17 protein-coding genes are annotated in these 23949 nt (G+C 71.3%); 7 read left to right on the top strand and 10 right to left on the bottom strand.

Translation table 11 applies throughout. The annotated features are described in order from the left end of the window. Window positions 1-11: 11 nt before the first annotated feature. From ACZ3KP_RS38885 to ACZ3KP_RS38860, 6 genes are all read right to left on the bottom strand, one after another. Window positions 12-914 (bottom strand): universal stress protein, encoded by a 903-nt coding sequence (locus ACZ3KP_RS38885; RefSeq protein ID WP_467505625.1) that lies wholly within the window; start codon window positions 912-914, stop codon window positions 12-14. A 102-nt stretch (window positions 915-1016) separates the two neighbouring features. After that, the gene (locus tag ACZ3KP_RS38880; protein ID WP_358986716.1) at window positions 1017-1259 is read right to left on the bottom strand and encodes a DUF397 domain-containing protein; all 243 of its coding nucleotides are present in this window, start codon (window positions 1257-1259) and stop codon (window positions 1017-1019) included. 84 nt (window positions 1260-1343) lie between these two features. Then, window positions 1344-2510, bottom strand: coding sequence for a thiolase domain-containing protein (locus tag ACZ3KP_RS38875; protein ID WP_467505623.1), 1167 nt, complete (start codon window positions 2508-2510; stop codon window positions 1344-1346). Next, complete coding sequence (locus tag ACZ3KP_RS38870; protein WP_467505622.1) at window positions 2507-3586, bottom strand: thiolase domain-containing protein; 1080 nt, start codon at window positions 3584-3586, stop codon at window positions 2507-2509. Before ACZ3KP_RS38870 ends, ACZ3KP_RS38875 begins: the two co-directional genes overlap by 4 nt. Continuing rightward, window positions 3583-4524, bottom strand: a complete 942-nt coding sequence (locus tag ACZ3KP_RS38865; RefSeq protein ID WP_467505620.1) for a Zn-ribbon domain-containing OB-fold protein — start codon at window positions 4522-4524, stop codon at window positions 3583-3585. The genes ACZ3KP_RS38870 and ACZ3KP_RS38865 overlap by 4 nt, the downstream gene beginning before the upstream one ends. Before the next feature lie 51 nt (window positions 4525-4575). Beyond that, on the bottom strand, window positions 4576-5376 hold the full coding sequence (locus ACZ3KP_RS38860) for a crotonase/enoyl-CoA hydratase family protein (RefSeq protein ID WP_132887633.1): 801 nt from the start codon (window positions 5374-5376) through the stop codon (window positions 4576-4578). A 186-nt stretch (window positions 5377-5562) separates the two neighbouring features. On the opposite strand from ACZ3KP_RS38860, the gene ACZ3KP_RS38855 reads away from it, so the two are divergent. Both ACZ3KP_RS38855 and ACZ3KP_RS38850 read left to right on the top strand, forming a co-directional pair. Continuing rightward, entirely contained in the window at window positions 5563-7173 is a 1611-nt protein-coding gene (locus ACZ3KP_RS38855) for an acyl-CoA synthetase (RefSeq protein ID WP_467505618.1), read from the top strand. 166 nt (window positions 7174-7339) lie between these two features. Continuing rightward, window positions 7340-9943 (top strand): alkaline phosphatase family protein, encoded by a 2604-nt coding sequence (locus ACZ3KP_RS38850; RefSeq protein ID WP_467505616.1) that lies wholly within the window; start codon window positions 7340-7342, stop codon window positions 9941-9943. A 26-nt stretch (window positions 9944-9969) separates the two neighbouring features. On the opposite strand, the gene ACZ3KP_RS38845 is transcribed toward ACZ3KP_RS38850, so the two are convergent. Both ACZ3KP_RS38845 and ACZ3KP_RS38840 read right to left on the bottom strand, forming a co-directional pair. After that, complete coding sequence (locus tag ACZ3KP_RS38845; protein WP_467505615.1) at window positions 9970-11472, bottom strand: acyl-CoA synthetase; 1503 nt, start codon at window positions 11470-11472, stop codon at window positions 9970-9972. A gap of 136 nt (window positions 11473-11608) precedes the next feature. Further along, window positions 11609-14221 carry a helix-turn-helix transcriptional regulator gene (locus ACZ3KP_RS38840; protein WP_467505613.1) on the bottom strand — a complete coding sequence of 871 codons (2613 nt, stop codon included), beginning with the start codon at window positions 14219-14221 and terminating at the stop codon, window positions 11609-11611. A gap of 216 nt (window positions 14222-14437) precedes the next feature. On the opposite strand from ACZ3KP_RS38840, the gene ACZ3KP_RS38835 reads away from it, so the two are divergent. The 5 genes from ACZ3KP_RS38835 (at window position 14438) to ACZ3KP_RS38815 (ending at window position 21274) form a co-directional block, all read left to right on the top strand. Then, window positions 14438-14629 (top strand): hypothetical protein, encoded by a 192-nt coding sequence (locus ACZ3KP_RS38835; protein ID WP_467505611.1) that lies wholly within the window; start codon window positions 14438-14440, stop codon window positions 14627-14629. 34 nt (window positions 14630-14663) lie between these two features. Further along, window positions 14664-15176 carry a hypothetical protein gene (locus ACZ3KP_RS38830; RefSeq protein ID WP_467505609.1) on the top strand — a complete coding sequence of 171 codons (513 nt, stop codon included), beginning with the start codon at window positions 14664-14666 and terminating at the stop codon, window positions 15174-15176. Window positions 15177-15732: 556 nt separating this feature from the next. Beyond that, complete coding sequence (locus ACZ3KP_RS38825) at window positions 15733-17160, top strand: cytochrome P450 (RefSeq protein WP_467505607.1); 1428 nt, start codon at window positions 15733-15735, stop codon at window positions 17158-17160. Beyond that, window positions 17135-18154: a (-)-alpha-amorphene synthase gene (locus ACZ3KP_RS38820; protein WP_467505605.1), complete on the top strand. Its 1020-nt coding sequence runs from the start codon at window positions 17135-17137 to the stop codon at window positions 18152-18154. The genes ACZ3KP_RS38825 and ACZ3KP_RS38820 overlap by 26 nt, the downstream gene beginning before the upstream one ends. 162 nt (window positions 18155-18316) lie before the next feature. Beyond that, window positions 18317-21274, top strand: a complete 2958-nt coding sequence (locus ACZ3KP_RS38815) for an ATP-binding protein (protein ID WP_467505603.1) — start codon at window positions 18317-18319, stop codon at window positions 21272-21274. Here ACZ3KP_RS38815 and ACZ3KP_RS38810 read toward each other — a convergent pair. Continuing rightward, window positions 21244-22797 carry an acyl-CoA synthetase gene (locus ACZ3KP_RS38810; protein WP_467505601.1) on the bottom strand — a complete coding sequence of 518 codons (1554 nt, stop codon included), beginning with the start codon at window positions 22795-22797 and terminating at the stop codon, window positions 21244-21246. The two genes, ACZ3KP_RS38815 and ACZ3KP_RS38810, sit on opposite strands and share 31 nt — an antisense overlap. After that, window positions 22794-23903 (bottom strand): NAD(P)H-dependent flavin oxidoreductase, encoded by a 1110-nt coding sequence (locus ACZ3KP_RS38805; protein ID WP_467505600.1) that lies wholly within the window; start codon window positions 23901-23903, stop codon window positions 22794-22796. Before ACZ3KP_RS38805 ends, ACZ3KP_RS38810 begins: the two co-directional genes overlap by 4 nt. Window positions 23904-23949: the final 46 nt, after the last annotated feature.

Below are 23949 nucleotides of genomic sequence, written 5' to 3'. Positions count from 1 at the left end.
GGGCCTTGACATCACGGCTCGGGTGGCGACGGGGGGACCACGGCGACCGGACAGGCGGCGTGCAGCAGCACGGCGTGGGTGACCGAGCCCAGCATGCGGGCCGGAGCGAGCAGGCGCCGCCGGTGGCGGCCGACGACGACCAGCTCGGCGTCCTTGGAGGCGGCGACCAGCAGGCCGGCCGCGTCGCCGGGCAGCGCCAGGATCTCGGTTCCCACGTTCGGGTGGTCCTTGAGGTGCGGGGCGAGGAAGCCCTCGGCGAGGGTGCGGGTCTCCCGTTCGACCTCCCCCTGGTCGACGGCCGGCGGGGCCAGGCCGCCGACCGCGATCCAGGACTGCACCGGCCACGGATAGCCGGCGATCACCTGCAGCCGGGCGCCGCGCCAGGCGGCCTCGGCGAAGGCCAGGCCGAGGGTCGCCCCGTCGGGGCTGTCCACGTCGAGGCCGACCACGACCCGGGGCCCTGGCTCGGTCCGCAGTTCCTCGTGCACCTGCCGACCGGGCCGCGGTACGACGACCACCGGGCACCCGGCGTCGCGGGCGGCGGCCATGCCGTTGGAGCCCAGCAGCAGGCCGGTGAAGCCGCCCCGGCCGCGGGAGCCGAGCACCAGCAGCCGGGCGTCGGCGCCCAGTTCGGGCAACAGCGCGGCGGGGGCGCCCTCCAGGGCGACGTACTCGACGGTGAGGGGCCCGGCGACGGCCCGCAGCCGCTCGCGGACCCCGTCCAGCACCGGGTCGCCCACCGCGTCGGGCTCTGAGGCGACCAGGACGTCGGGCTGGCCCCAGGCGGCGTACTGACGGACATGCACCACGCGCAGCGGAGCGTCCCGCCGCCGGGCCGCGGTCACCGCCCAGTCCAGGGCGCGCAGGCTGTCGTCCGAACCGTCCACCGCGGCGATGACCGGCGCAGTGCTCATCGTCCCTCACCTCCGGAATGCGACCTTCCCGTCCGGGGCCAGCCTGTCGCAGGCGGCGGCCCCGGAACGGCCCTGCCGGTCACGTGTCCGGAAATCCTCGGCTCAGGTGAGGTCGAACTCGCCCTCCCGGGCGCCCGACACGAAGGCCCCCCATTCGGCGGGGGTGAAGATCAGGGAGGGGCTCTCCGGCCGGCCGCTGTTGCGCATCGCGATGAATCCCTCGACAAAGGCGATCTGGACATCCCCCCGGCCACGGCTGCTGGACTGCCAATCGGCCCCGCTGAGGTCCAGCTCCGGCTTGTCCCAGCCCCGTACCGGCTGCTGCTGGATGGTGCTCTCGGCCACGTCCGTGCTCCTCCCGAATTCGTCGTCCGCGGGCCAGCCTAGCTTTCGGTTCCGGCACTCAACAGGCCACGTCGACGGCTCCTTTCAGGAGTCCGGGGCCTCCGCGCCCACCAGCCACATCGCGAAGAACTGCGAACCGCCGCCGTAGGCGTGCCCGAGCACCTTCCGCGCGCCGTCCACCTGGTGTTCTCCGGCCTGGCCGCGGACCTGGAGGGCCGCCTCGGCGAACCGGATCATGCCGGAGGCGCCGATCGGATTGGTGGAGAGCACCCCGCCCGACATGTTGACGGGGAGGTCACCGTCGAGTTCCGTGACCCCCGATTCGGTGAGTTTCCAGCCCTCCCCCTCGTCGGCGAAGCCCAGGTTCTCCAGCCACATGGGTTCGTACCAGGAGAACGGCACGTACATCTCGACGGCGTCGATGTCCCGGCGCGGGTCGGCGATCTGGGCCTGCCGGTAGACGTCCGCCGCGCAGTCCTTGCCGGCCTGCGGTGACACGGCGTCCTTGCCGGCGAACAGGGTGGGCTCGCTGCGCATGGCACCGCCCAGCATCCAGGCCGGCGGTTTCGGGGAGCGCGCGGCTCCGGCGCGGTCGGTGAGGACCATGGCGCAGGCGCCGTCGGAGGACGGGCAGGTCTCCGAGTAGCGGATGGGGTCCCAGAGCATGGGGGACGCCTGGACCTTCTCCAGGGTGATGTCGTGCTCGTGCAGGTGGGCGTAGGGGTTCTTGAGCGCGTTGCGGCGGTCCTTGTAGGCGACCAGCGAGCCGACGGTGTCGGGGGCGCCGCTGCGCCGCATGTAGGCCCGGACGTGGGGCGCGAAGAAGCCGCCCGCTCCGGCCAGCAGCGGCTGCTGGAAGGGGATGGGCAGGGAGAGCCCCCACATGGCGTTGGACTCGGACTGCTTCTCGAAGGCGAGGGTCAGCACGGTGGAGTGCACGCGGGCGGCCACGAGGTTGGCCGCGACCAGCGCGGTCGAACCGCCCACCGACCCCGCCGTGTGGACCCGCAGCATGGGTTTGCCCACCGCTCCCAGCGCGTCCGCCAGGTACAGCTCCGGCATCATCACGCCCTCGAAGAAGTCGGGGGCCTTGCCGATGACCACGGCGTCGATGTCGGCCCACGTCAACTCGGCGTCCTCAAGGGCGCGCAGCGCGGCCTCGCGGACGAGTCCCGCGATCGAGACGTCCCGGCGCGCCGCGACGTGCTTGGTCTGGCCGATCCCGACGACGGCCACGGGTTCCTTGCTCATCGCTGATCCCCTTCCGAGGCGGGATTCCCGACCGGGTCCCCTTCGAGTACGGCGACCAGGTTCTGCTGCAGGCAGGGTCCGGAGGTGGCGTGGGCGAGGGCGCGGTCGGACTCGCCCCGGTGGATGCGGGCGGCGGCCTCGCCGATGCGGATCAGTCCGGCCGCCATGATCGGGTTGGCGGCCAGCGCCCCGCCGGACGGGTTGACCGACACGTCGTCGCCGAGCCGCAGCGCCTTGCGCAGCACGACCTCCTGGGAGCTGAACGGCGCGTGCAACTCGGCGGTGTCCACCGGCCGTTCGAAGGCACCGGCCTTCTCGGCGGCGAGCCGCGCGGACGGCGAGTCGGTCAGGTCGCGCACGCCGAGGCCGTGCGCCTCGATGCGGTGGTCGATGCCCCGGATCCAGGCGGGCCGGGCGCACAGGTCCCGGGCGCGGTCCCCCGCCGCCAGGATCACGGCGGCGGCACCGTCCCCGATGGGCGGGCAGTCACCGGTGCGCAGGGGGCGTACGAGGTAGTCCCCCTGGGGCACCGGCCCCCGCAGCTGCGCATGGGAGTTGGCGGCGGCGTCCGCTCTGCTGCGGGCGCCGACGGCGGCCAGCGCGGGCTCGTCGGTCTCTCCCGTGTCGATGAGCGCCTGTGCCTGGAGCGCGGCGAGGGCGACGGAGTCCGGCCACAGGGGCGCCACGTAGTAGGGGTCGAGCTGCCGGGTGAGCACGTCCCGGACCGAGCCGGGCGAGGACTTGCCGTAGGAGTAGACGAGGGCGGTGTCGGCGTCCCCGGTGAGCAGCTTGGTCCAGGCCTCGTACAGGGCCCAGGCGCCGTCCATCTCGACGTGCGACTCGGAGATCGGCGGCCAGGCCCCCACCCCGTCGAGGGCCAGGGTGAAGGAGAAGGCGCGGCCGGCCAGGTAGTCGCTCGATCCGGAGCAGGTGAAGCCGATGTCGGCGGTCCGCAGGCCGGTCTGGGCGAGGACGTCGTGCAGCACCGGCATGAGCATCTCCACCTCGGAGAGCTCCTCGCTGGTGCGCCGGTGATCGGTCTGCGCGAAGGCGACCAGCGCTATGTCACGCGTCACAGCAGCTCCTTGTACGTGTCGTAGTCCGCGTCGGGTTCGCCGGTGGGCCGGTAGTGGTCGGGATAGCGGGCGCCCTCGGTCCACACCGGCTCGACCCTGAGGCCCATCCGCACCTGGTCGTAGGGGATGCCGCCGATCCGGCCGTGCAGGGCGAGGCCGGCGCCGTCCAGGGCGATGTGCGCGTAGACGTACGGCACCTCGATGTCGAGGTTCTTCGCCTTGATGTTGACGATGCAGAAGGTGGTGACCGTGCCCCCGGGGCCCACCTCGACCTGTTCCGCCGTGGCGACCCCGCAGGTGGGACACGCGCCCCTCGGCGGGACGTACACCTTCCGGCAGGAGGGGCAGCGCTCCCCCACGGTCCGCCGCGACGAGAGGGCGTTGATGTAGGCGGTCTGGGCGCGGCCGGGCGAGTAGGTGTAGTCGAGGCGGGCGTGGGCGACGATGCCGGTGACCGGTTCCTCGAACTCCCCCGCGTGGAGGGTGACGGTGCGGTCCTCGCCGTCGTACGGCTCGAAGCAGGCGATGTCGGTGATGGCGCCGGTGCGCTCCTCGGCCCAGCGGATCCGGACCCGCATGCCCGTGTGCACGGCGTCGGGCCCCGGCACGTCGAGGGCGTGCAGCAGGGCGGTGTCGGCCCCGTCGAGCCGGACCAGCACCCAGGCGAAGGGCGTGCCGAGCGGCTGCCCGCGACGGGGTTCGTGGTTCCAGGCCCAGGTGGTGACGGTGCCGGTGGCGCCCACGGCGACGAGGTCGCGGATCTCCTCGGCGGTGACGGGGTCGTACTCGACCGGGGGGACGAGTGTGCGTCCGTCGCCGGTCCTCACCCCGAGGACGACGCGCTCGCGCAGCCCGGTGAGAAAGGCGCTCTGCACGGGGCCGAGGGAACGGGTGAACGGGAATTCGACGACGAGGGGGGCTTTGAGCACTTCGGGCATGGGGGCTCCTCTTTGACCGGGTCGATGGGCGGCGCACCTACGACGGCGAAATCACGCACGCTTGTAGTCAGGCGCCCGCTTCTCCGCGAACGCACGCGCCCCTTCCTTCGCGTCGGCGGTGTCGAAGATCGGCCACCCGCGTTCGAGTTCCGCCGCCAGCCCGTCGGCCTCCGTCATCTCCGCCGTCTCGTACACGGACGCCTTGACCGCCTCCACGGCCAGCGGACCGCACGCGTTGACCTGCTCGGCGATCTCCAGCGCCTTGTCGAGCGCACCACCGTCGGGCACGACATGGCCGACGAGCCCGATGTCGGCGGCCTCCCGGGCCGTGTACCGCCGCCCGGTCAGCAGCATCTCCAGCGCGTGGGTGCGCGGGATCTGGCGCTGCAGCCGGACGGTGGAGCCGCCGATCGGGAAGAGCCCCCGCCGGACCTCGAACAGTCCGAAGGTCGCGGACTCGCCCGCGACCCGGATGTCGGTGCCCTGGAGGATCTCGGTGCCGCCCGCGACGCAGTAGCCCTCGACCGCGGCGATCACCGGTTTGCGCGGGCGATGATGGCGCAGCATCGCCTTCCAGTGCAGATCCGGGTCGGCCTTAAGCCGGTCACGGAGGTGCTCCCCCGCCATGCCCTGCCCGGCCAGCGCCTTGAGGTCCATCCCGGCGCAGAAGGCGCCCCCGGCCCCGGTGAGCACGACGGAGCGGACCTCGTCGTCCTCGTCCGCCTCGATCCAGCCGTCGTACAGGCCGACGAGCATGGAGATCGACAGGGCGTTCTTCGCCTCGGGCCTGTTGAGCGTGAGCACCAGCGTGGCGCCCTCGCGCCGCACGGTGAGGTGTTCCGTACCACCCATGGACCTCTCCCCTCTGCCAGAACGAGAACAGGTTGCAGTAGCGAGGGGGGCAGTTCAAGGGTTTTCTGACAGCCAGTCAGATTTCTTCGCGCGAACCCTTCCCACTTGCCGCGCCCTTTGCTCTGATGACCGGCGAACCGACAGGCGCGCCTTTCTTCGTCACGGTTGCCGGGGTCAGGAGGAACGGTGGAGTACAACCTTGCCGATCTGTTCGAGTCGGTCGTCGACGTGGCCGCGGACCGCGAGGCACTCGTGTACATCGACCATCCGGGCACGGGCGCGGAACGCCGGCTCACCTACGCGGAACTGGACGCCGCCGCCAACCGCATCGGCCACCACCTGATCGACAGCGGGATCCGCCCGGGCGAGCATCTGGGGCTGCACCTCTACAACGGGGTGGAGTACCTCCAGACCGTGCTCGGCTGCCTCAAGGCACGGGTCGTACCCGTCAACGTGAACTACCGCTACGTCGAGGAGGAGTTGGTCTACCTCTACCGGGACGCCGACCTGGTGGCGCTGATCTTCGACGCGGAGTTCGAGGACCGGGTGGCGGCGGCGCTGCCCCGGGCACCGAGGCTGCGGCACCTGGTGCGGGTGGGCGAGGCGGCGTCGGAGCTCAAGGCGCTCGCGTTCACCGAGGCCGAGGCCGCGGGGTCACCCGGGCGCGGGTTCCCGGCGCGTTCGGCGGACGACCAGTTCATCATCTACACCGGCGGCACCACCGGCATGCCCAAGGGCGTGATGTGGCGTCAGGAGGATCTCTTCTTCGCGGGACTCGGCGGGGGCGCGCCGACCGGTGAGCCGGTGCGGCGACCGGAGGAACTGGCCGAGCGGGTGGCGGCGGGCGGCACCGGGATCACCTTCTTCCCCACTCCGCCGCTGATGCACGGCACGTCCACCCTGACCTCGTTCATCGGCTTCAACTTCGGGCAGCGCGTCGTCATCCACCGCAAGTTCGTGGCCGAGGAGGTGCTGAGGACGATCGAGAAGGAGAAGGTGACCAGCATGTCCCTGGTCGGCGACGCGATGCTGCGGCCGCTGATCGACGCCCTCGCCGGGCCGATGAAGGGCACGGACTGCTCCGCGCTGTTCAGCGTCTCCTCCTCGGGTGCGATCCTCTCCGAGACCGTACGTCGTCAGTTCAGCGAACTCGTGCCGAACGCCGTGCTGTTGAACAACTTCGGGTCGTCCGAGTCCGGGTTCAACGGCACGGCGACCGACGACTCGGGGGCGGGCAGCCGGTTCCGGGTCCGCGTCAACTCCCGTACGCAGGTCGTCGACCCGGCGACCCATGAGCCGGTCGCGGTCGGTGAGATCGGCCGGGTCGCCCAGAGCGGCCATGTGCCGCTCGGCTACTACAACGACCCGCGGAAGACCGCCGAGACCTTCTTCGAGAAGGACGGCGTGCGCTGGGTGCTGCTGGGCGACATGGGGACCGTCGACGAGGACGGCGTGGTCACCGTCCTCGGCCGGGGCTCGCAGTGCATCAACACCGGGGGCGAGAAGGTGTACCCGGAGGAGGTCGAGCAGGCGCTGAAGTCACATCCCGATGTGTACGACGTGCTGGTGGCCGGCGTGCCGGACGCGAAGTGGGGCAGTCATGTGGCGGCGGTGGTGCAGTTGCGCGAGGGGGCGCCGCGTCCGTCGCTGGAGGACATCCAGTCGCACTGCCGCACCCATCTCGCCGGGTACAAGATCCCGCGCCAGCTGGTCATCACGGAGTCGGTGCAGCGCTCGCCGAGCGGGAAGGCCGACTACCGGTGGGCGCGGGAAGTGGCGATCGCGGCGGACCGGTAGCGGCACCCACGGGGCGACGTGGCGGGAGCCGGGCGTACTCTTTGCGCGCGGTTGACCCGGTTGGTTGAACGCGGGGTTACGTGCGGCCGTACGCGAGATTGGCGGTCGTGACCTGCGGGTCCGGGCCGTCGCGCCAGCACCGGGCTTCGCACGGAAGGACCTACGGGTGTCGCACCTCACGCCCCCTCGCCAGCAACTGGACACGGACGCGGACGCGCCGGTCCCGGACCGGGCGGAGGCGGCATCACCGGCGCCGACGGACGACCCCGCGCCGGGCGCCGCGCCGGACGGACACCCCACGGGCGCCCCGGAAGGGGCCGCGCCCGAGACAGAGGGAAACGCAGAGGCACAGCCCGAGGCCCGGACACGGGCCGGGGCCGAGGCCGAGGCCGACGCCGGGACCGAGGCCGGGAACGAGGCCGGGAACGAGGCCGGGGCCGGGGCCGGGGCCGAGGCGGGGACCGAGGCCGGGGCCGGGACCGAGGCGGGGACCGAGGCCGGGGCCGGGACCGAGGCCGGGAACGAGGCCGGGGCCGGGACCGAGGCGGGGACCGAGGCCGGGGCCGGGACCGAGGCCGGGAACGAGGCCGGGGCCGGGGCCGGGAACGAGGCCGGGGCCGAGGCCGGGGCCGGGGCCGGGGCCGGGGCCGGGGCCGGGGCCGGGGCCGGGGCCGGGGCCGGGGCCGGGGCCGGGGCCGAATCTCGGACAGGGGCCGAGCCGGGAGCGGCACGGGCGGAGGCCGGAACAGAAGCACCGGCGGAGACCACGGCGGAAGCACCTGAGGCCCCGTCAGCGGGCGCAGCGGCGGCCGCGGCGTCCGGCGAGGCGACGGCCGAGAGCCGGGCAACCGGCCAGGACGAACACCGCCGGTCGACCGCCGAGGGCCAGGCGTCCGGCGCGCGCGAGCACGGCGAGGCGGCCGCGGCGTCCACCGGCTCCCGCCCCGTCCCGGCCGACGACAGCCCCTCCTCCGGTTCTCCCGCTTCCCCCGATGCGCCCGCGCCCACCGACGCCGACGAGCCGCACACCGCCCCCTCAGCCACGTCGACATCCGCCTCGGCATCTCCGACGCCCTCAGCCGAAACCGAACCCACCGCCGACACCACCGCCTCCTCCCGCCCCGGCCGGTTCCGGCGGCGTCAGCTGCCGCCACGTGCCGCGGCCTGGGTGCGGGTGGGAACGCACGTGCTGGCCGCGGTGTTCGTGCTCGTGGCGATCCTCGTGCCCGACCGGCTCGACCGGTTCACCCTCCAGGGCTTCTTCCGCCTCCCCGTCGAAGCTCTCTTCCTCGCGATCCTCCTGCTCGTGCTGCCGGCGAGGGCCCGGCGCGTCGCGGCCGTCGCCGCCGGGTCGCTCCTCGGCCTGTCGACCGTGCTCAAGTGCCTGGACATGGGCTTCTACCAGACCCTGGCCCGGCCCTTCGACCTGGTCTTCGACTGGGTCCTGCTGACCGACGCGGCGGACTGGGTGAAGGACTCGTTCGGTCACGCGGGTGAGGTCCTCGCGGTGATCGGCGCGATCGTCCTGCTCATCGCCGTGCTGGTGCTGAGCGCACTGACGATGGTGCGGCTGTCGAACATGATGGCCCGGCACCGGGCCGTGGCGGTACGCACCACGCTGGTCCTCGGCGTCGTGTGGATCACCTGCTTCACGCTGGGCGTGCAGTTCGCCGGTGTCCCCATCGCCACCAACGGCTACAGCCAGTTCCTCGCCAACCGCGTGCAGTACGTCCGCGAAGGGCTCGGGGACGCCGACGTGTTCAGGAAGCAACTCGCGGTCGACGCCTACGCCAAGACCCCGTCCGGCCAGCTGCTGACCGGACTGCGTGGCAAGGACGTGCTGTTCACCTTCATCGAGAGCTACGGCCGGGTGGCGATCGACAACCCGGCGATGGCACCGGAGATCGACCGGACCCTCACGGAGGGGAACGCCCGGCTCAAGTCGGCCGGGTTCGCGGCGCAGAGCGGCTGGCTGAGGTCGCCCGTCACGGGCGCCGGCAGCTGGCTCGCCCACTCGACCTTCCTGTCCGGCCTGTGGATCAAGAACCAGCAGCGGTACCGGACCCTGACCACCGGTGACCACGCCACCCTCACCAAGTACTTCCAGAAGACCGGTGCCTGGCGCACGGTCGGTATCGTGCCGGGCGTGCGCAAGGCCTGGCCCGAGGGCAAGTACTTCGGCCTCGACCACATCTACGACTCCACGCACCTCGGTTACGAGGGCCCGTACTTCAGCTGGACCCCGGTGCCGGACCAGTTCAGCCTGGAGGCCTTCCAGAAGCTGGAGCACGGGAAGAAGAACCGCGACCCGATCATGGCAGAGATCATCCTGGCGTCCAGCCACAATCCCTGGTCGCCCATCGCGCACATCATCGACTGGAAGGACCTCGGCGACGGCAAGATCTTCTACAAGATCAAGAAGGAGGGCACCAACCCCACGGAGGTCTGGAAGAGCGCGCAGCGGGTGCGGACCGAGTACCGCAAGGCGATCCAGTACTCCCTGGACAGCCTGACCCAGTGGATGCAGCGCTACGGCGACGACAACACCGTGCTGGTGTTCCTCGGCGACCACCAGCCGGTTCCCACGGTCACCGGCGGCACCGCCAACAAGGACGTGCCCGTCACCATCGTCGCCCGCGACCCGAAGGTCCTCAAGCGCGTCTCCGGCTGGGGCTGGACGGACGGTCTGAAGCCCGCGGACAACGCCCCGGAGTGGGCCATGGACCAGTTCCGGGACCGCTTTCTGAAGGCGTTCGGCCCACAGCCCTGAGCCGCCGGAGAGGTGGGCCCGGGGCCTCAGGCGTCGGGCCCGAACCGCTCCCGCAGCTCCCGTTTCAGGATCTTCCCGCTGGCGTTGCGGGGCAGCGAGGCCACGAACAGGACCCGCTTCGGTGCCTTGAAGGCGGGCAGCCTCTCCTTCACGTGGGCGATCAGAGCGGCCTCGTCGACCTCGCCGCGCGGCACGACCACCGCCGTGACCGCCTCCACCCACCGTTCGTCGGGCAGGCCGATCACGGCGGCCTCGGCGACCGCCTCATGGGTGTAGAGGGCGTCCTCCACCTGTCGTGAAGCGACCAGTACACCCCCGGAGTTGATGACGTCCTTGACCCGGTCGACGATCGTGAAGTAGCCGTCGGAATCGCGCACCGCGAGGTCGCCCGAGTGGAACCAGCCGTCCCGGAACGCCGCTTCGGTCTCCTCGGGCTTCTCCCAGTAGCCGTCGCACAACTGGGGTGAGCGGTAGACGATTTCACCGGGTGTGCCGTCGGGTACGTCCTGGCCGTCCTCGTCGACGACACGTGCCTCCACGAACAGCACGGTCCGGCCGCAGGAGTCCAGCCGTCCCTTGTGCTCCTCGGGGGCGAGCACGGTGGCCAGCGGTCCGATCTCGCTCTGTCCGAAGCAGTTGAACAGGGCGAGTTCCGGCAGCCGTTCCCGGAGCCGTTCGAGTACGGGCACCGGCATGATCGACGCCCCGTAGTAGGCCTTGCGCAGTCCGCTCAGGTCGCGGGTGGCGAAGTCGGGCCGGTTGGACAGGCCGATCCACACGGTGGGCGGCGCGAACAGGCTGTCGACCCGTCCGGCTTCGACCAGGTCGAACAGGGTGTCGCCGTCCGGGGCGGACAGGATGATGTTCGTGGCGCCGACCGCCAGGTAGGGCAGCAGGAAGACGTGCATCTGGGCGGAGTGGTAGAGCGGCAGCGCGTGCGCGGGCCGGTCCCCGGCGCTCAGGTCGAGGGCGGCGATCGCGCTCAGGTACTCGTGCACCAGCGCCCGGTGGCTCATCATCGCGCCCTTGGGCAGCGCCGTGGTCCCCGAGGTGTACAGCAACTGCACGAGGTCCTCGGTGCGCGGCTCGGGCCCGTCGTACGGTGCCGTCCCACCGAGCCGGGAGAGCAGCGAGTCCTCGGCGTCCCGGAGCGGCAACACGCGCACGCCTCGCGGAAGTCGTGCGGTCAGGTCGGGGTCGGCCAGCACCAGCGAACTGCCCGACTGCCGGACGACGTACGCGAGGTCGTCGCCGGTCAGGTTCTGGTTCACCGGGACGTGCACCAGGCCCGCGCGGGCGCAGGCGAGGAAGGCGATCAGGTAGGCGTCGGAGTTGTGCCCGTAGGTTGCGACCCGGTCACCGCGGCCGAGGCCCTGGCCGAGCAGCACGCTCGCGGCACGCGAGACGGCGTCGTCGAGTTCCGCGTACGTCCAGCGGCGCTCGCCGAACTCCACCGCGACCCGTGCGGGGGTGCGTCGGGCGCTGCGTCGCAGCACCCCGTCAACCGTACTGCCCTGTCCCTGCGTCATGACCCTTGATCCTCTGTCCGCCGCCCGGGCAGGTCAAGCAGGGAACCAGCAGCGAACGGCACCGTCCACGGCTCGCCCGGGGCACCGCGAGCAGAGCCGCCGTCCAGGCAGGTCCGGCCGGCGACCGTCAGCATCCCTACCGTTGCTCGGGACGGTTGACGTAGCGGGCGGCTTCGTAGCGGGTGTGGACGCCGAGTTTGGCCAGTACCGCGCCTACGTGATGTCCCGCGGTCTTGGGCGTGATGTAGAGCCGGGCGGCGATGTCCGCGTCCGACAGGCCGTCCCCCAGGAGTTTGAAGACGTCCATTTCCCGGTTGGTCAGTCCGTACGGGTTGGCCCGGGTGGCCGCTCGTGGGCCGGAGCGTACGGGTCGCACACCGCGGTCGCGCATCGCGGCGCGGGCACGAGCCGCGGCGGGCCGGGCGCCGAGTTTCTCGAAGTCGGCCAAGGCCTGACGCAGTTCGGTCGCGCCTGCCGAGAGGCGGGCCACGGCGGCGTCGTAGGGGCAGCCGAGTTCCTCCCACTGCCCTGCGGCAGCGGTTGCGTCTCCGGCCAGTTCAAGCGCGTAAGGTTCAGCAGCCGACACGGGTGGGGGTGTGCCTCCGGCGCGTCGGATCCAGCAGGCCAGGGCCCCGGACAGCCAGGGACAGGTGTGCTCCGTCAGCGCGGCCAGACCGTGTTGTGCCTCGGTCCGCGCGCGCTCGTCGTCTCCGGCCAGCCAGGCCGCCTCGACCCGGGCTTCCCATCCGATTCCCATATCGCGCAGGCAGGCGGCGTCGACCAGGCTCGCCGCCCGCTCCAGCGGCGACCATACCTGGGGGTCGCCGCGGCGGGCCCTGACCAGACCGAGCACGGACGAGGCGATGGCCCGGTCGATCGGCGGTGAGAGGGGATGGGAGAGCACCTCGTGTGTGGCGTCGGTGGCCTGGTTCCAAGAGCCCTCGTTCAGCAGCCTCCAACTGTTGAAGGACTTCGTGCAGTGAAGGAAGGTCAACAGCTCATGTTCAAGGCAGTAGGCCTCCGACCGCCGCAGGGCGGCCGCGGCTCGGGCGTTGTCGCGCTGCAGCAGGAGGTACCAGCACATGACCATCGCCAGGAGGCCTGCGTCCAGCTGCAGATCTTGTGCCATCGCGTCGGCCACCGCTCGTTCGCACTCCTCCCGGCCCCTGCCTTCGCAGAGCATCCGGGCCGCCGCGGGGTGGAACCGTGCCTGGATGGCCAACCCCGGATCACTGAGTTCCCCACCCATGTCCATCGCCTTGCGGGCGTAGGCGGCGGTCGTGGCCGCCCCTTTGTGGTCGTAGACGGACAGCATGGACAGGTTCAGATATGCCCGGGCCAACTCTGCGCTCGGGCCCAGCTCCTCAAGGATGCGGACAGCCTCCAGCCCCGTGTCCATGGCCTCGCTGCAGTGCCCGTCCGGCCACAGCATGGTGGACAGCCAGCGAAGGTCCTCGCCCTCGTGCTGTCGGTCACCCAGCGCGTGACGCATCTCGACCGCCGTCCGGCGGGAAGCAATCGCCTCTTCGAGCCGGCGGGCCAGGAAGCAGGCCAGTGCGTGGCCTTCCCACAGGGCGGCCTGCCGGCCAGGCGGCAAGCCGTCGGCGTACCGCAGCGCCCGGGAGAACTGAGCGGCTGCCTCCCGGTGCGCGCCCAGTGCGACGGCACGGGCCGCCGCTGCCGGTGCGTACTCCAGTACGGAGGTCTCATCGCTGGCTGCCTCCGCGTGATCCGCCAGCAGTGCCAGATCGGTCGAGGCAACGGAACCGGAGCGCATCGCCGCGAGCACCTGCCGGTGCACCTGCAGGCGACGAGCGGCCGGGACGGCCTCCAGCACCGCCAGCCGGGTCAGCTCGTGACGGAACTCGATCGTCAGTCCGTCGGTGCGCAGGATGCCACCGGCCACGGCTTCCTCCAGAGCACCTCCCTCGGCGTCCGGCAGCATGCCGGCCACGAGCGGCAGTGAGGCCCGGTGCCCCAGGACGGCCAGTACATCGGTGAGGCTGCGCGCCGGGCCCGAGAGGCGGGCCAGTCGGCCGGCGACGGCCTCGTGCACCGTGACGGGGATTCTCCCGGCGGGCGTGGCCAGGATCTCGGTGACCAGGAACGGGTTGCCGGCGGAGATGTGGTACAGCTCCTCGGCATCGACCGCGTGTCCAGCGGCCAGAAGGGTCACAGCTTGGCGGCTGAGCGGCTTCAGCGTGTGGCGGGACACCCACCGGTATCCGGCCAGGCTGCCCAGCAACGCTGTCAGGGGATGGGTGCGGCCGATCTCGTCGTCGCGGTACGTGGCCACCACCAGCGCGGGCACGGTCGGCAGGCGCCTGGCCAGATAGCGCAGCAGGTCTGTGGTGGCCTCATCCGCCCAGTGAACGTCCTCGAAGACCAACAGGCTGGGGCAGCCGCCCAGATCGGCCAGCAGGCACTCGAAAACCTCCCCAGGGCGACCGACGCCGGCCACCGCCTCTCTCAACGCGGTGCCCACCGTCTCACCGAGACCGGGGGCCAGGTCCATGAGCGGACCCAAAGGGCGTGGGGTCGCCAGCGGGTCACAGGCACCGACCAGGACACGGACCTGGGGACCGGCCAGCTTGACCAGATGCTCGACGACGGTGGTCTTTCCGATGCCCGCCTCGCCGCGCACGAGGGCCACCCGTCCAGGACCGCTCGTTGCCGCCGTCAGGTGACCGGCGAGGTCCTGGAGCACGGTCTCTCGCTCCAGCAGGGCCATCACCCTCCATGGTCCCATCGGGGCCTGATCAGCGCAAAAGATCCAGAGCCGCCCTACGGAACGTGGGGGGCAGCGTGCCGAACCTGGGGTGTGCACCCGATGTGTTCCCCGTGGCCACCGGCGCACGCTGATCGGGTCGAGGACTTCCAGACCCCCGGGAACACCCGGAAAGAGCCGCTGAACAAACGAGTCGATCACGCCCCGAGCCACCCCGGAGAACACCAGGGATCCAGCATGAACAGCACCATCGACGACTTTCTCCAAGGGCTCGCCGACGACGGCTATCCCTACACCGCGGACGCCAGCGATCCGGAATTTTGCATTCAGCACGGCTGGCACCCCGCGGAGCGCCGCTGCCCGGCCTGTTACCGACGTTTCCTGACCCACCTTCACCAAGCGACCAAAGCTCACGGTGATCGGCCATGAGCGCTTCCCCGTCACTCACCGAAGGAGAATTCCCATGACCGTCAGCTCAAAGACACGGCGACTCGCGGTGTTTGCCGCCTCAACCGCCCTTGCCGCGGGAGGCGTGCTGCTGCCCACGGAGGCAATCGCCGCCCCGGCAGCAGCCCACGTCGACGCCACGACCAAGGTCACGACCGCGCCCGCCAACCAGAAGTGGTGCCACTGGCACTGCCCCTGGGACGGCCACACCCACGTCAACCGCGGCGGTACCGGTAGCGGTGGCGGTGGCGGTGGCGGTGGCGGTGGCGGTGGCGGCAACACCATCAACATCACCAACAACAGCACCAACAACGTCACAGGTGACAACAACAGTCTCGGCAACGTCAAGATCGGCGGCATCCATCCCGCCGGCGTCCTGCCCGGTGAACCCAACCCCGGCAGCATCCAGCCCGGTCAAACCCGCCCCGGCGGCATCCAGCCCGGCACCGTCACCAACAACAGCAACAACACCGTCAACGGCAACGGCAACACCACCGGCAACATCACCATCGGCAGCGGAGACGGCTAGGTGTTGCGGCACATGACTGCCGCCGACACCGCCGGCTGAACACGCGACCTGACTGGGCGGCGAAACCAACGACCACGGCACCCAGCCAGGCCGCGGAATACCCGTTGTCAAGCGACACCCACCGCAGTGCGAGCCGCAGGATGGGCCCGGGCCCGACGCGGCGCAGGCGTGTGCCGCGCTGCCCGGCAGTACGGCGACGGCCCCTGACGGCACGGTCGTTCTTGGCGGCGGATCCGGTCCGTACATCGAGCACACCGAACACCGCGAACCCCGGCTTCGTCACGGCCCTGGCCGATGCCGTCGCCGAACCGCCAAGCGGGTCCCGTTCCTGCTGGGGCGGGACCACACGCGCGGCGCTCAGGGGATTCCAGGGGGCCGGGCAGTGCATCAATGCGCGTGCGCCACAGGCGATTATGCTTCCGCGTGCTTCCGTGCGCCCCTTTGAAGAAAGGATTCGGGAAACCCGGATACGGCTCAATTGGGCAGGACTCGTCTCGGACGTCACGTCCGAGCCAGAGACGCTCATTTGCCATACCGAGCCGCGCAGGAGGTTTCCATGAACCGCGCCGTGCCTGCACAAAAACGAATATGGACGACAGGTACTGCACCCGGCATATTCCCTCTCTTCGGCCACGGTATCGCCTTCTACCGACAGCCGCTGGCGTTTCTGAATTCTTTGCCCGCGTACGGGGATCTGGTCGAGATACGGCTGGGTCCGCAGCGCGCCTGGATGGTGTGCAGTCCCGAGCTGACCCACGAGGTGCTCATGGATCCGCAGACCTTCGACAAGGGGGGCCCGTTGTACGACAGGCTCGGCAAGCTGATGGGCGACGGCCTCGTCACCTGCCGCCAGCCGACGCACCGGGAGAAGCGCAGGCTGCTGCAACCCGGCTTCCGCCCCTCGCACGTGGCCGCGTACACCGACCTGATCACCGCGGAGGCCGAGGCGGTGTCCCGCGCCTGGCGCACCGGGCAGCCGGTCGCCGTGACCGAGGCGATGATGTCGCTGACGACCCGCGTGATCAGCCGGGTCCTGCTCTCCGACTCCCTGGACGAGACGACCGCCGCCGAGGTCCGGGACTGCCTGACGGACGTCGTGCGCGGCCTGTTCGTCCGCACGGTCGTCCCCGTCGACGCCTTGTTCCGCCTCCCGACGCCCGCCAACCGCCGCTACCGGCGCGCGCTCTCGCGTCTGCACGCCGTCATCGACACGGCGATCGCGAAACGGCGGCGGGGCGCCGTCCGCGGTGACGTGCTGGGCACGCTGCTGGCGGCGGCACACGGGGACGGCGGGACACCTGCCCTCACCGACCAGGACGTCCACGACCACCTGATCACCCTGCTGCTCACGGGCGCCGAGACCGAGGCCCTCACCCTGGCCAGTGCCTTCGGCCTGCTGGCCGGCCACCCCGAGGTGGAGCGGCGCCTGCACGCCGAGCTCGACGCCGTCCTCCCCGGCGGTCGGCCTCCCCGTGCCGACGACCTGCCGTACCTCGTCCACACCCGGTGCGTCGTCACCGAGACGCTGCGCCACTCGTCGCCCGGCTGGCTCTTCACCCGGGTCACCACCGAGGGGACAAAACTCGCGGGGTGCCGGCTGCCCGCGGGAGCCACCGTGCTGTACAGCCCCTACCTCCTCCACCATGATCCGTCGTCGTTCCCCGACCCGGAGCGCTTCGACCCCGACCGCTGGCTGCCGGGGCGGCCCACCGCGGCCCAGCGCCGCGCGATGATGCCGTTCGCGGCGGGCAGCCGCAAGTGCCTCGGTGACGAGTTCGCCATGGTCGAGGCCACCCTGGCGCTCGCCACCATCGCCGGGCGGTGGCGGCTGCGGCAGCTGCCGGGACACGTCGAGCAGCGGCCGCGCCCCGGGATCACGATGGGGCCGCGCTCCCTGGTCATGACCTGCGAGCCCCGCACAGCGGCCGCCCACGGCGCGCCGGAGTCCCGAACGGCAGGTGACGACGTTGTCGACCACGCATGAGGAAATCCCGCTCGCCGCCACGGAGGAGGGGGAACCGGTCCCGAACCTCAGGGACCTGATCGACGCCCACCTCCACATGCCGTTCCCACTCCGCCGCAACCCGCACGAGGCCGCGGCCGCGGGCGGGGTGGAGGCGTGGCTGGGCGAGTGGGGGCTCGACGCCGAACCGGGGGTGACAGCGATGATCGCCCGCACCCGTCCCGCCCAACTCGCGTCCTACAACAGCCCCGACATGGATGCCGGTCTCCTGCAGATCATGGCCGACCAGATCGCCTACCAGTTCGTCTACGACGACCGTGCCGAGGACGTCGGCAAGGACTCTCCGGGGCGGCTCCTGTCGATGCTGGGCGAGAGCGTGGCCATCCTGCGGGACGGCAGCCCGCCTGCCACTCCCCTGGGCGCGGCCCTGGCCGATCTCCATCGACGGGTCCGCGAGCGCTGCACCCCCGCACAGGCCGCGCGGTGGGCCTGGAAGAGCCGTGAGTACGTGCACGGCCTGCTGTACGAGGCGGTCGCGCAGACCCAGCCCTCGCTCCTTCGGACCGGGGACTGCAAGGGCATACGGTCACTGATCGCGGGTGTCGAACCGTTCTACCCGCTGTGCGAGGCCGCCCAGCCGCACGAACTCACCCCTGCCGAACTGCACCACCCGGGGGTTCAGCGGCTGAGTCGGCTGTCCGCCGACGCGGCGGTGTGGATACCCGACCTGTTCTCCGCCGTGAAGGAGGAACACGCAGGCGGAATCATCAACCTCGCCCTGGCCCTGCGACGCGAACATTCCTGCACCCTGCAGGGAGCCGTTTTCCTGGCCGTCCAGGAGATCAACGGCACCATCGAGGAAGTGCAGCGGCTCTACGCGGAGCTGAGGACGGAGTTGAGCCCGGCGGGGGTCGGTTACCTGGAGGGCATCATCGGCTGGATCCGTGGGTGTTACCACTGGTCCCGTACGGTGCCGCGCTACGCGGACGTCATGTCGGTACCCGCCGCACCGTAAGCGGCCCCAGGAAGCCGCCATTTTCGCCCTATACCCCCGGGAGCGGGCATTATCCCACCGTCATTTCATGATTCACCCTATGGTGTGTAATCCGTCATGGCCTGCCCTGGTGAGGCGTACGCTCGGCTCTCCCGGGCGAAACGACAGAAAGCGGTAGGGCACATGGCGACGGAGCCCCGGCAGCCGGTCACGGAGCACGAGACGTTGATCGAGCGCCGACGGGAACTTCAAGCCCTCGACGCCGCGTTCAAGGAACTCCGACGTACCAGGGACGGTCGGCCACGGGTGAGGCGCAGGGCGCTGCTCGCCTTCACCGGGCCGGCCGGGCTGGGCAAGACGGCACTCGTCACACAGGCTCGTGCGCGGGCGGCGGCCCACGGATTCACCGTGCTCTCGGGCCTGGGCCGGGCGGCGGAACGGAGTTCGGCCTTCCACGTCGTGCGTCAGCTGATGCAGCCGTCGCTGGCCAGGATGGACGAGGCGGAGCTCCATGCGTTCCTGGGCAGTTGGTACGACACGGTCGCCGCCGTACTCCGCCTCGAAGCCAAGGGGCCTGCCCCCGCGCCGGATCCGACTGGCGTCCGTGACGGCCTCGACTGGGTCATGACCCGGCTCACGGTCAGGAAGGCCCCTGTCGTGCTGCTCCTGGACGACCTGCACTGGGCGGATCCGGAGTCCCTCAAGTGGCTCGCTTCCTTCGCGCCCCGGGTCGACGACCTCCCGCTGCTGATCGTGGTCGCCTACCGGCCCGATGAACTGCCCCCGGAGGCCGGGGAACTCCGCACGTTCGTGGGGCACCACGGGGACCGCCCGCACGACCTGGCGCTCCTGACGCCCGACGGCGTCGCTCAGATCGTGCGGAACCATGTCGGGGACACGGCCGAGGACCAGTTCTGCAAGGAATGCTGGTCGGCCACCAGTGGGAGTCCCTTCGAAGCGGTCGAACTCGCCCTCCGGCTCGCCGAACGCAAACTCGAAGGCACCGAGAAGGACCTGCCGACCATGCGTGAACTGGCCGCGGCGATCAAGGGGCCGGGACTGATCGAGCGGCTGGAGCGGCTCGATACGGCGACCGTCCGTTTCGCACATATCGCATCCGTTCTGGGCTCGCCCTTCTCACCACAACTCGCGGCAACCATCGGGTCGCTGGGCGAGGCGGCGGCGGCGGATTCGATCCAGAAGCTGCGCAAGGCACGGATCCTGGCCGAGGGCCACGGACCCGAGGGAAGTATCGAGTTCATCCATGCGCTGACCGCCACGACCGTCTACTGGTCCATCCGCCCACCGGCCTTCCGGGCCGGCCTGCACAACGCCGCCGCGGAAGCCGTGCTGGCCGCGGGCTACGGCCCCGGCGTCGCCGCCCGGCATCTGATGGAGGTCCCCTGCGAGGGCAATCCCGAGGCCGTCGCCTGTTTTCGCGAGGCCGCCCGCGAGAACCTGCGCGCCGGAGCGACGGAGACTGCCCGGCGACTGCTGGACCGGGCACTGCGGGAGCCGCCGCTGCCCGAGGACCGCGCCGCGGTTCTGCACGAACTCGCCTGTGCCACCTTCCTGATCGAGCCCACTGCCACCGTACGGTATCTGCGGCAGGCGCTGGCCGAGCCCCATGTCGACCCTGATCTGCGCGCCTCCATCGTGTTCCGGCTGACGCAGGCGCTGGCCCACACCGATCAGCTGGCCGAGGCCGTGCGGGTGGCCACCGAGGAGGCGAAGCATGCCACGAATCCGCGTGTAAAACTCCGCATGCAGGCAGACCAGTTCGTCTGGGGCATGTTCCGGGCCGATGACCGGGACTCACCCGCACGCTCCCGTGCCCTGGCGCGGTTGGCCGAGAAGTTGCCCGGTCGCGGTCTTGAGGAGCGCTCCATCCTGGGGCTGCGCGCCTGGGACGCCACCATGCGCGGTGAACCGCGGCACACGGCCGTCGGTTATGCGGAGAAGGCCCTGCACGACGGCATGAGCTGGACTGCGGAGAACCGAGGTTTCGAGGTCCCCGTCTCTGTCGCGCTGGTCTTCATGTACGCCGACCAGCCACGACGTGCCGAGGAGCTGTTCGACAAGGGGATCGCCGAGTGTGTGGCCAAGGGCTGGCACGGCTCGCACCTGGCCCTCGGCCGGACTCTGGCCGGCTACATCCGCTACCACCGCGGCTATCTGACCGAGGCCGAGGACCTCGTCCGGCAGGGGCTGCGCATCGCGGACCGGGTGGACGGGGCGGTGCCGGCCCAGTGGTTCGCCGTCGGCATCATGATCCAGACCCTCCTCGCCCGCGGTCGCCCCGCCGAAGCGCGGGCGCTCGCCGATGAGCACCAGTTCGGCGAGAGTGCTCCCAACGCCGTGATCTACCCCGACCCCCGCACGGTGTACGCCGAACTGCTCCTCGCGGAGGGGCGGTACGCCGAGGCGGCGCGGCTGCTGGCCTCGGTCGGCGCGTGGCTGGACGGCCGGGGCTGGCGCAATCCGGCGTGGTGCCCCTGGCAGTTGCGGCTCGCGTCCGCGCTCGCCCCGATCTCCCCGGACGAGGCCGTCGGTCATGCCCGGGAGGCCGTGCGGCGGGCCCGGGAGTTCGGTGCCGCCTCCGCCGTCGGGCAGGCCCTGCACACCCTCGCCGAGGTGACCGGCGGCCCGGCGGCCCTGGAGTTGTACGCGGCGGCCGTCGACCACCTGGAACAGTCGCCGGCCGCCTACGAACTCGCCCGTGCCCAGATCGGCCACGGCGCCGCGCTGTCGCGCACCGGACGGCTCCAGGAGGCCGCCGACCGGCTCTACCAGGGTCTGGAGGGAGCCGTGCACTGCGGCGCGGAGGCACTCGCCGGCCGGGCCCGGGAGGAACTCTCGGCCGCCGGAATGCGCCCCTTGCCCCTGCGCTACGTCAAGGCGGACACCCTGGACACGCAGGAGCTGCATGCGGCCGAACTGACCGTCCAGGGGCAACCGGCCGCCGTGGTCGCCAAGGAACTGCACCTCACCGAGCAGGGCGTACGGCAGTTGTTGTCCCGCATCTACCGCAAGATCGGTACCGACGCGGCCGGTCTCGGGAAGTTCCTGGAGAGTCAGTCCAGCCCGCGCCCCTGCGACGCCGGGTGCGGTCACACCGGCCGGGTCCGCCCCTCCCAGTAGGGGTCCCGCAGCCGCCGCTTGTACAGCTTTCCGTTGGGGTCGCGGGGCATCTCGGCGATGAAGTCCACGGTCTTCGGGCACTTGTAGCCGGCGAGCCGCTCGGCGCAGTGGGCGAGGAGGGCGGCGGCGAGGGCGGGGCCCGGTTCGTGGCCGGGGGCGGGTTCGACGACGGCCTTGACCTCCTCCCCCCAGTCGTCGTGCGGGATGCCGAAGGCGGCGGCGTCGGCGACGGCGGGGTGGGAGAGGAGCGCGGCCTCGATCTCGGCGGGGTAGATGTTGACCCCGCCGGAGATGATCATGTCGATCTTGCGGTCGCGGAGGAAGAGGTAGCCGTCCTCGTCGAGGTAGCCGAGGTCGCCGACGGTGAAGAAGTCGCCGATGCGGTTCTTCCTCGTCTTGGCGTCGTCCTTGTGGTAGGCGAAGCCGCCGGTGTTCATCTTCATGTACACGGTGCCGAGTTCGCCGGGCGGCAGCCGGTTGCCGTCGTCGTCGAAGACCGCGAGTTCGCTGATCGGCCAGGCCTTGCCGACGGTGCCGGGCTTCTTCAGCCAGTCCTCGGCGGTGGCGAAGGCGCCGCCGCCCTCGCTGGCCGCGTAGTACTCCTCCACGCTGGGGCCCCACCAGTCGAGCATGGCCCGTTTGACGTGGTCGGGGCAGGGGGCGGCGCCGTGGATGGCGTGCCGCATGGTGGAGACGTCGTAGCGGGCCCGCACGTCCTCGGGGAGGGCGAGCAGGCGGTGGAACTGGGTCGGGACCATATGGGTGTGCGTGCACCTGTGGGCGTCGATCAGGCGGAGCATCTCCTCGGGGGTCCACTTGTCCATCATCACCAGGCGGTGCCCGATGTGGAGCGAGGCGCCCGCGAACTGCAGCACGGCCGTGTGGTAGAGCGGCGAGCAGACCAGGTGGACGTTGTCGTCGAAGGGCCGGATGCCGAAGATGCCGAGGAAGCCGCCGAGGTAGGCCTCCTCGGGGAGCTTGCCGGGCAGCGGGCGGCGGATGCCGCGGGGGCGTCCCGTCGTCCCCGAGGTGTAGTTCATGACCCAGCCGAGTTCACGGTCGGTGGGCGCGGACCCGGGCTGTCCTTCGAGGAGTTCGGCGTACGGGCGGAAGCCCTCGACCTGGCCGACGGCGTACCGGTGGGTGACGGGGAGGCGGGCCTCGTCGGCGGCCTGCCGGGCGGGGCCCGCGAAGCGTTCGTGGGCCAGCAGGACCTTCGCGCCGGAGTCGGCGACGATCCAGGCGATCTCCGGGCCGACGAAGTGGTGGTTGACGGGGACGAGGTACAGGCCCGCCTGGGTGGCGGCCAGGTACGCGGTGAGGAACTCGGGCCCGTTGGGCAGGACGACGGCGAAGGCGTCGCCGCGGCGCAGGCCCGCGGCGCGCAGTCCGTGGACGAGGCGGTTGGTGGCCGTGTGCAGGCGGCCGGCGGTCCATTCCTCGCCGTCGGGTGCGACGAGCACCGTGCGGTCGGGGTCGTGGGCGGCCTGCGCCCAGAATCCGGCGGGGGGCGTGCTGGTCACGTGCCGCTCCTTCCGGCGATGCGGTTGATGCGGTCGACGGCCTGCTCGAAGCCCCGGGTGAGGTCGTCGAGGACGGCCTGGACGCTGCGTTCGCTGTTCATCCGGCCGACGATCTGACCGACGGGGGTGCCGAGCAGGGGCTCGACCTCGTGCTTCTGGATGCGGGTGAGGGCCTCGGCGACGAGCAGGCCCTGCAGGGGCATGGGCAGGGTGCCGGGGCCGGCCGGGTCGTCCCAGGCGTCGGTCCACTCGGTCCGCAGCTGGCGGGCGGGTTTCCCGGTCAGGGCGCGGGATCGCACGGTGTCGCCGGAGCCGGCGGCGAGCAGTTTGCGGGTGACGGCGGGCGAGGAGAGGTCGGCCTCGGCGGCGGTGAGCCACAGGGAGCCCAGCCACACCCCCTGGGCGCCGAGGGCGAGCGCGGCCGCCGCCTGCTGCCCGCTGCCGATGCCGCCGGCCGCGAGGACGGGCAGCGGGGCCACGGCTTCGACGACCTCCGGGGTGAGGACCATGGTGGCGATCTCGCCGGTGTGGCCGCCGGCCTCGTACCCCTGGGCCACCACGATGTCGATGCCGGCGTCCTTGTGTTTGACCGCGTGCCGGGCGCTGCCCGCGAGCGCGGCGACCAGCACGTCCCGGTCGTGGGCGCGGTCGACGACGTCGGCGGGCGGCGAGCCGAGGGCGTTGGCGAGCAGCCGGATCGGGTAGTCGAAGGCGACGTCGAGCTGGGTGCGGGCGACCTGCTCCATCCACCCGGTGATACGCCATCCGGACGCCTCCCCCTCGGCGAGTTCGGGCACCCCGTACTTGGCGAGGGTGTCCCTCACGAACTGCCGGTGTCCTTCGGGGATCATCGCCTCGACGTCGGCCTCGCTCACGCCCTCGACCTTCTTGGCGGGCATGACGACGTCGAGTCCGTACGGTTTCCCGTCGACGTGCGCCTCGATCCAGTCGAGGTCGCGTTTGAGGTCGTCGGGGGCGGTGTAGCGGACCGCGCCGAGCACTCCGAAACCGCCGGCCCGGCTGATGGCCGCGGCCACGGCGGGAAACGGCGTGAAGCCGAAGACGGCGTGCTCGACTCCCAGGGTCTTGCTCAGCTCCGTCTGCATGGGCGCAGGATGCCGTAGCCGAGCGGCCGACGGAAGAGTTTTTCTG

It is taken from the genome of Streptomyces sp. NPDC020958 (assembly GCF_055562175.1).
Note: the sequence above shows the minus strand (reverse complement) of the source record. Positions and strands in the feature narration are given on the sequence as shown.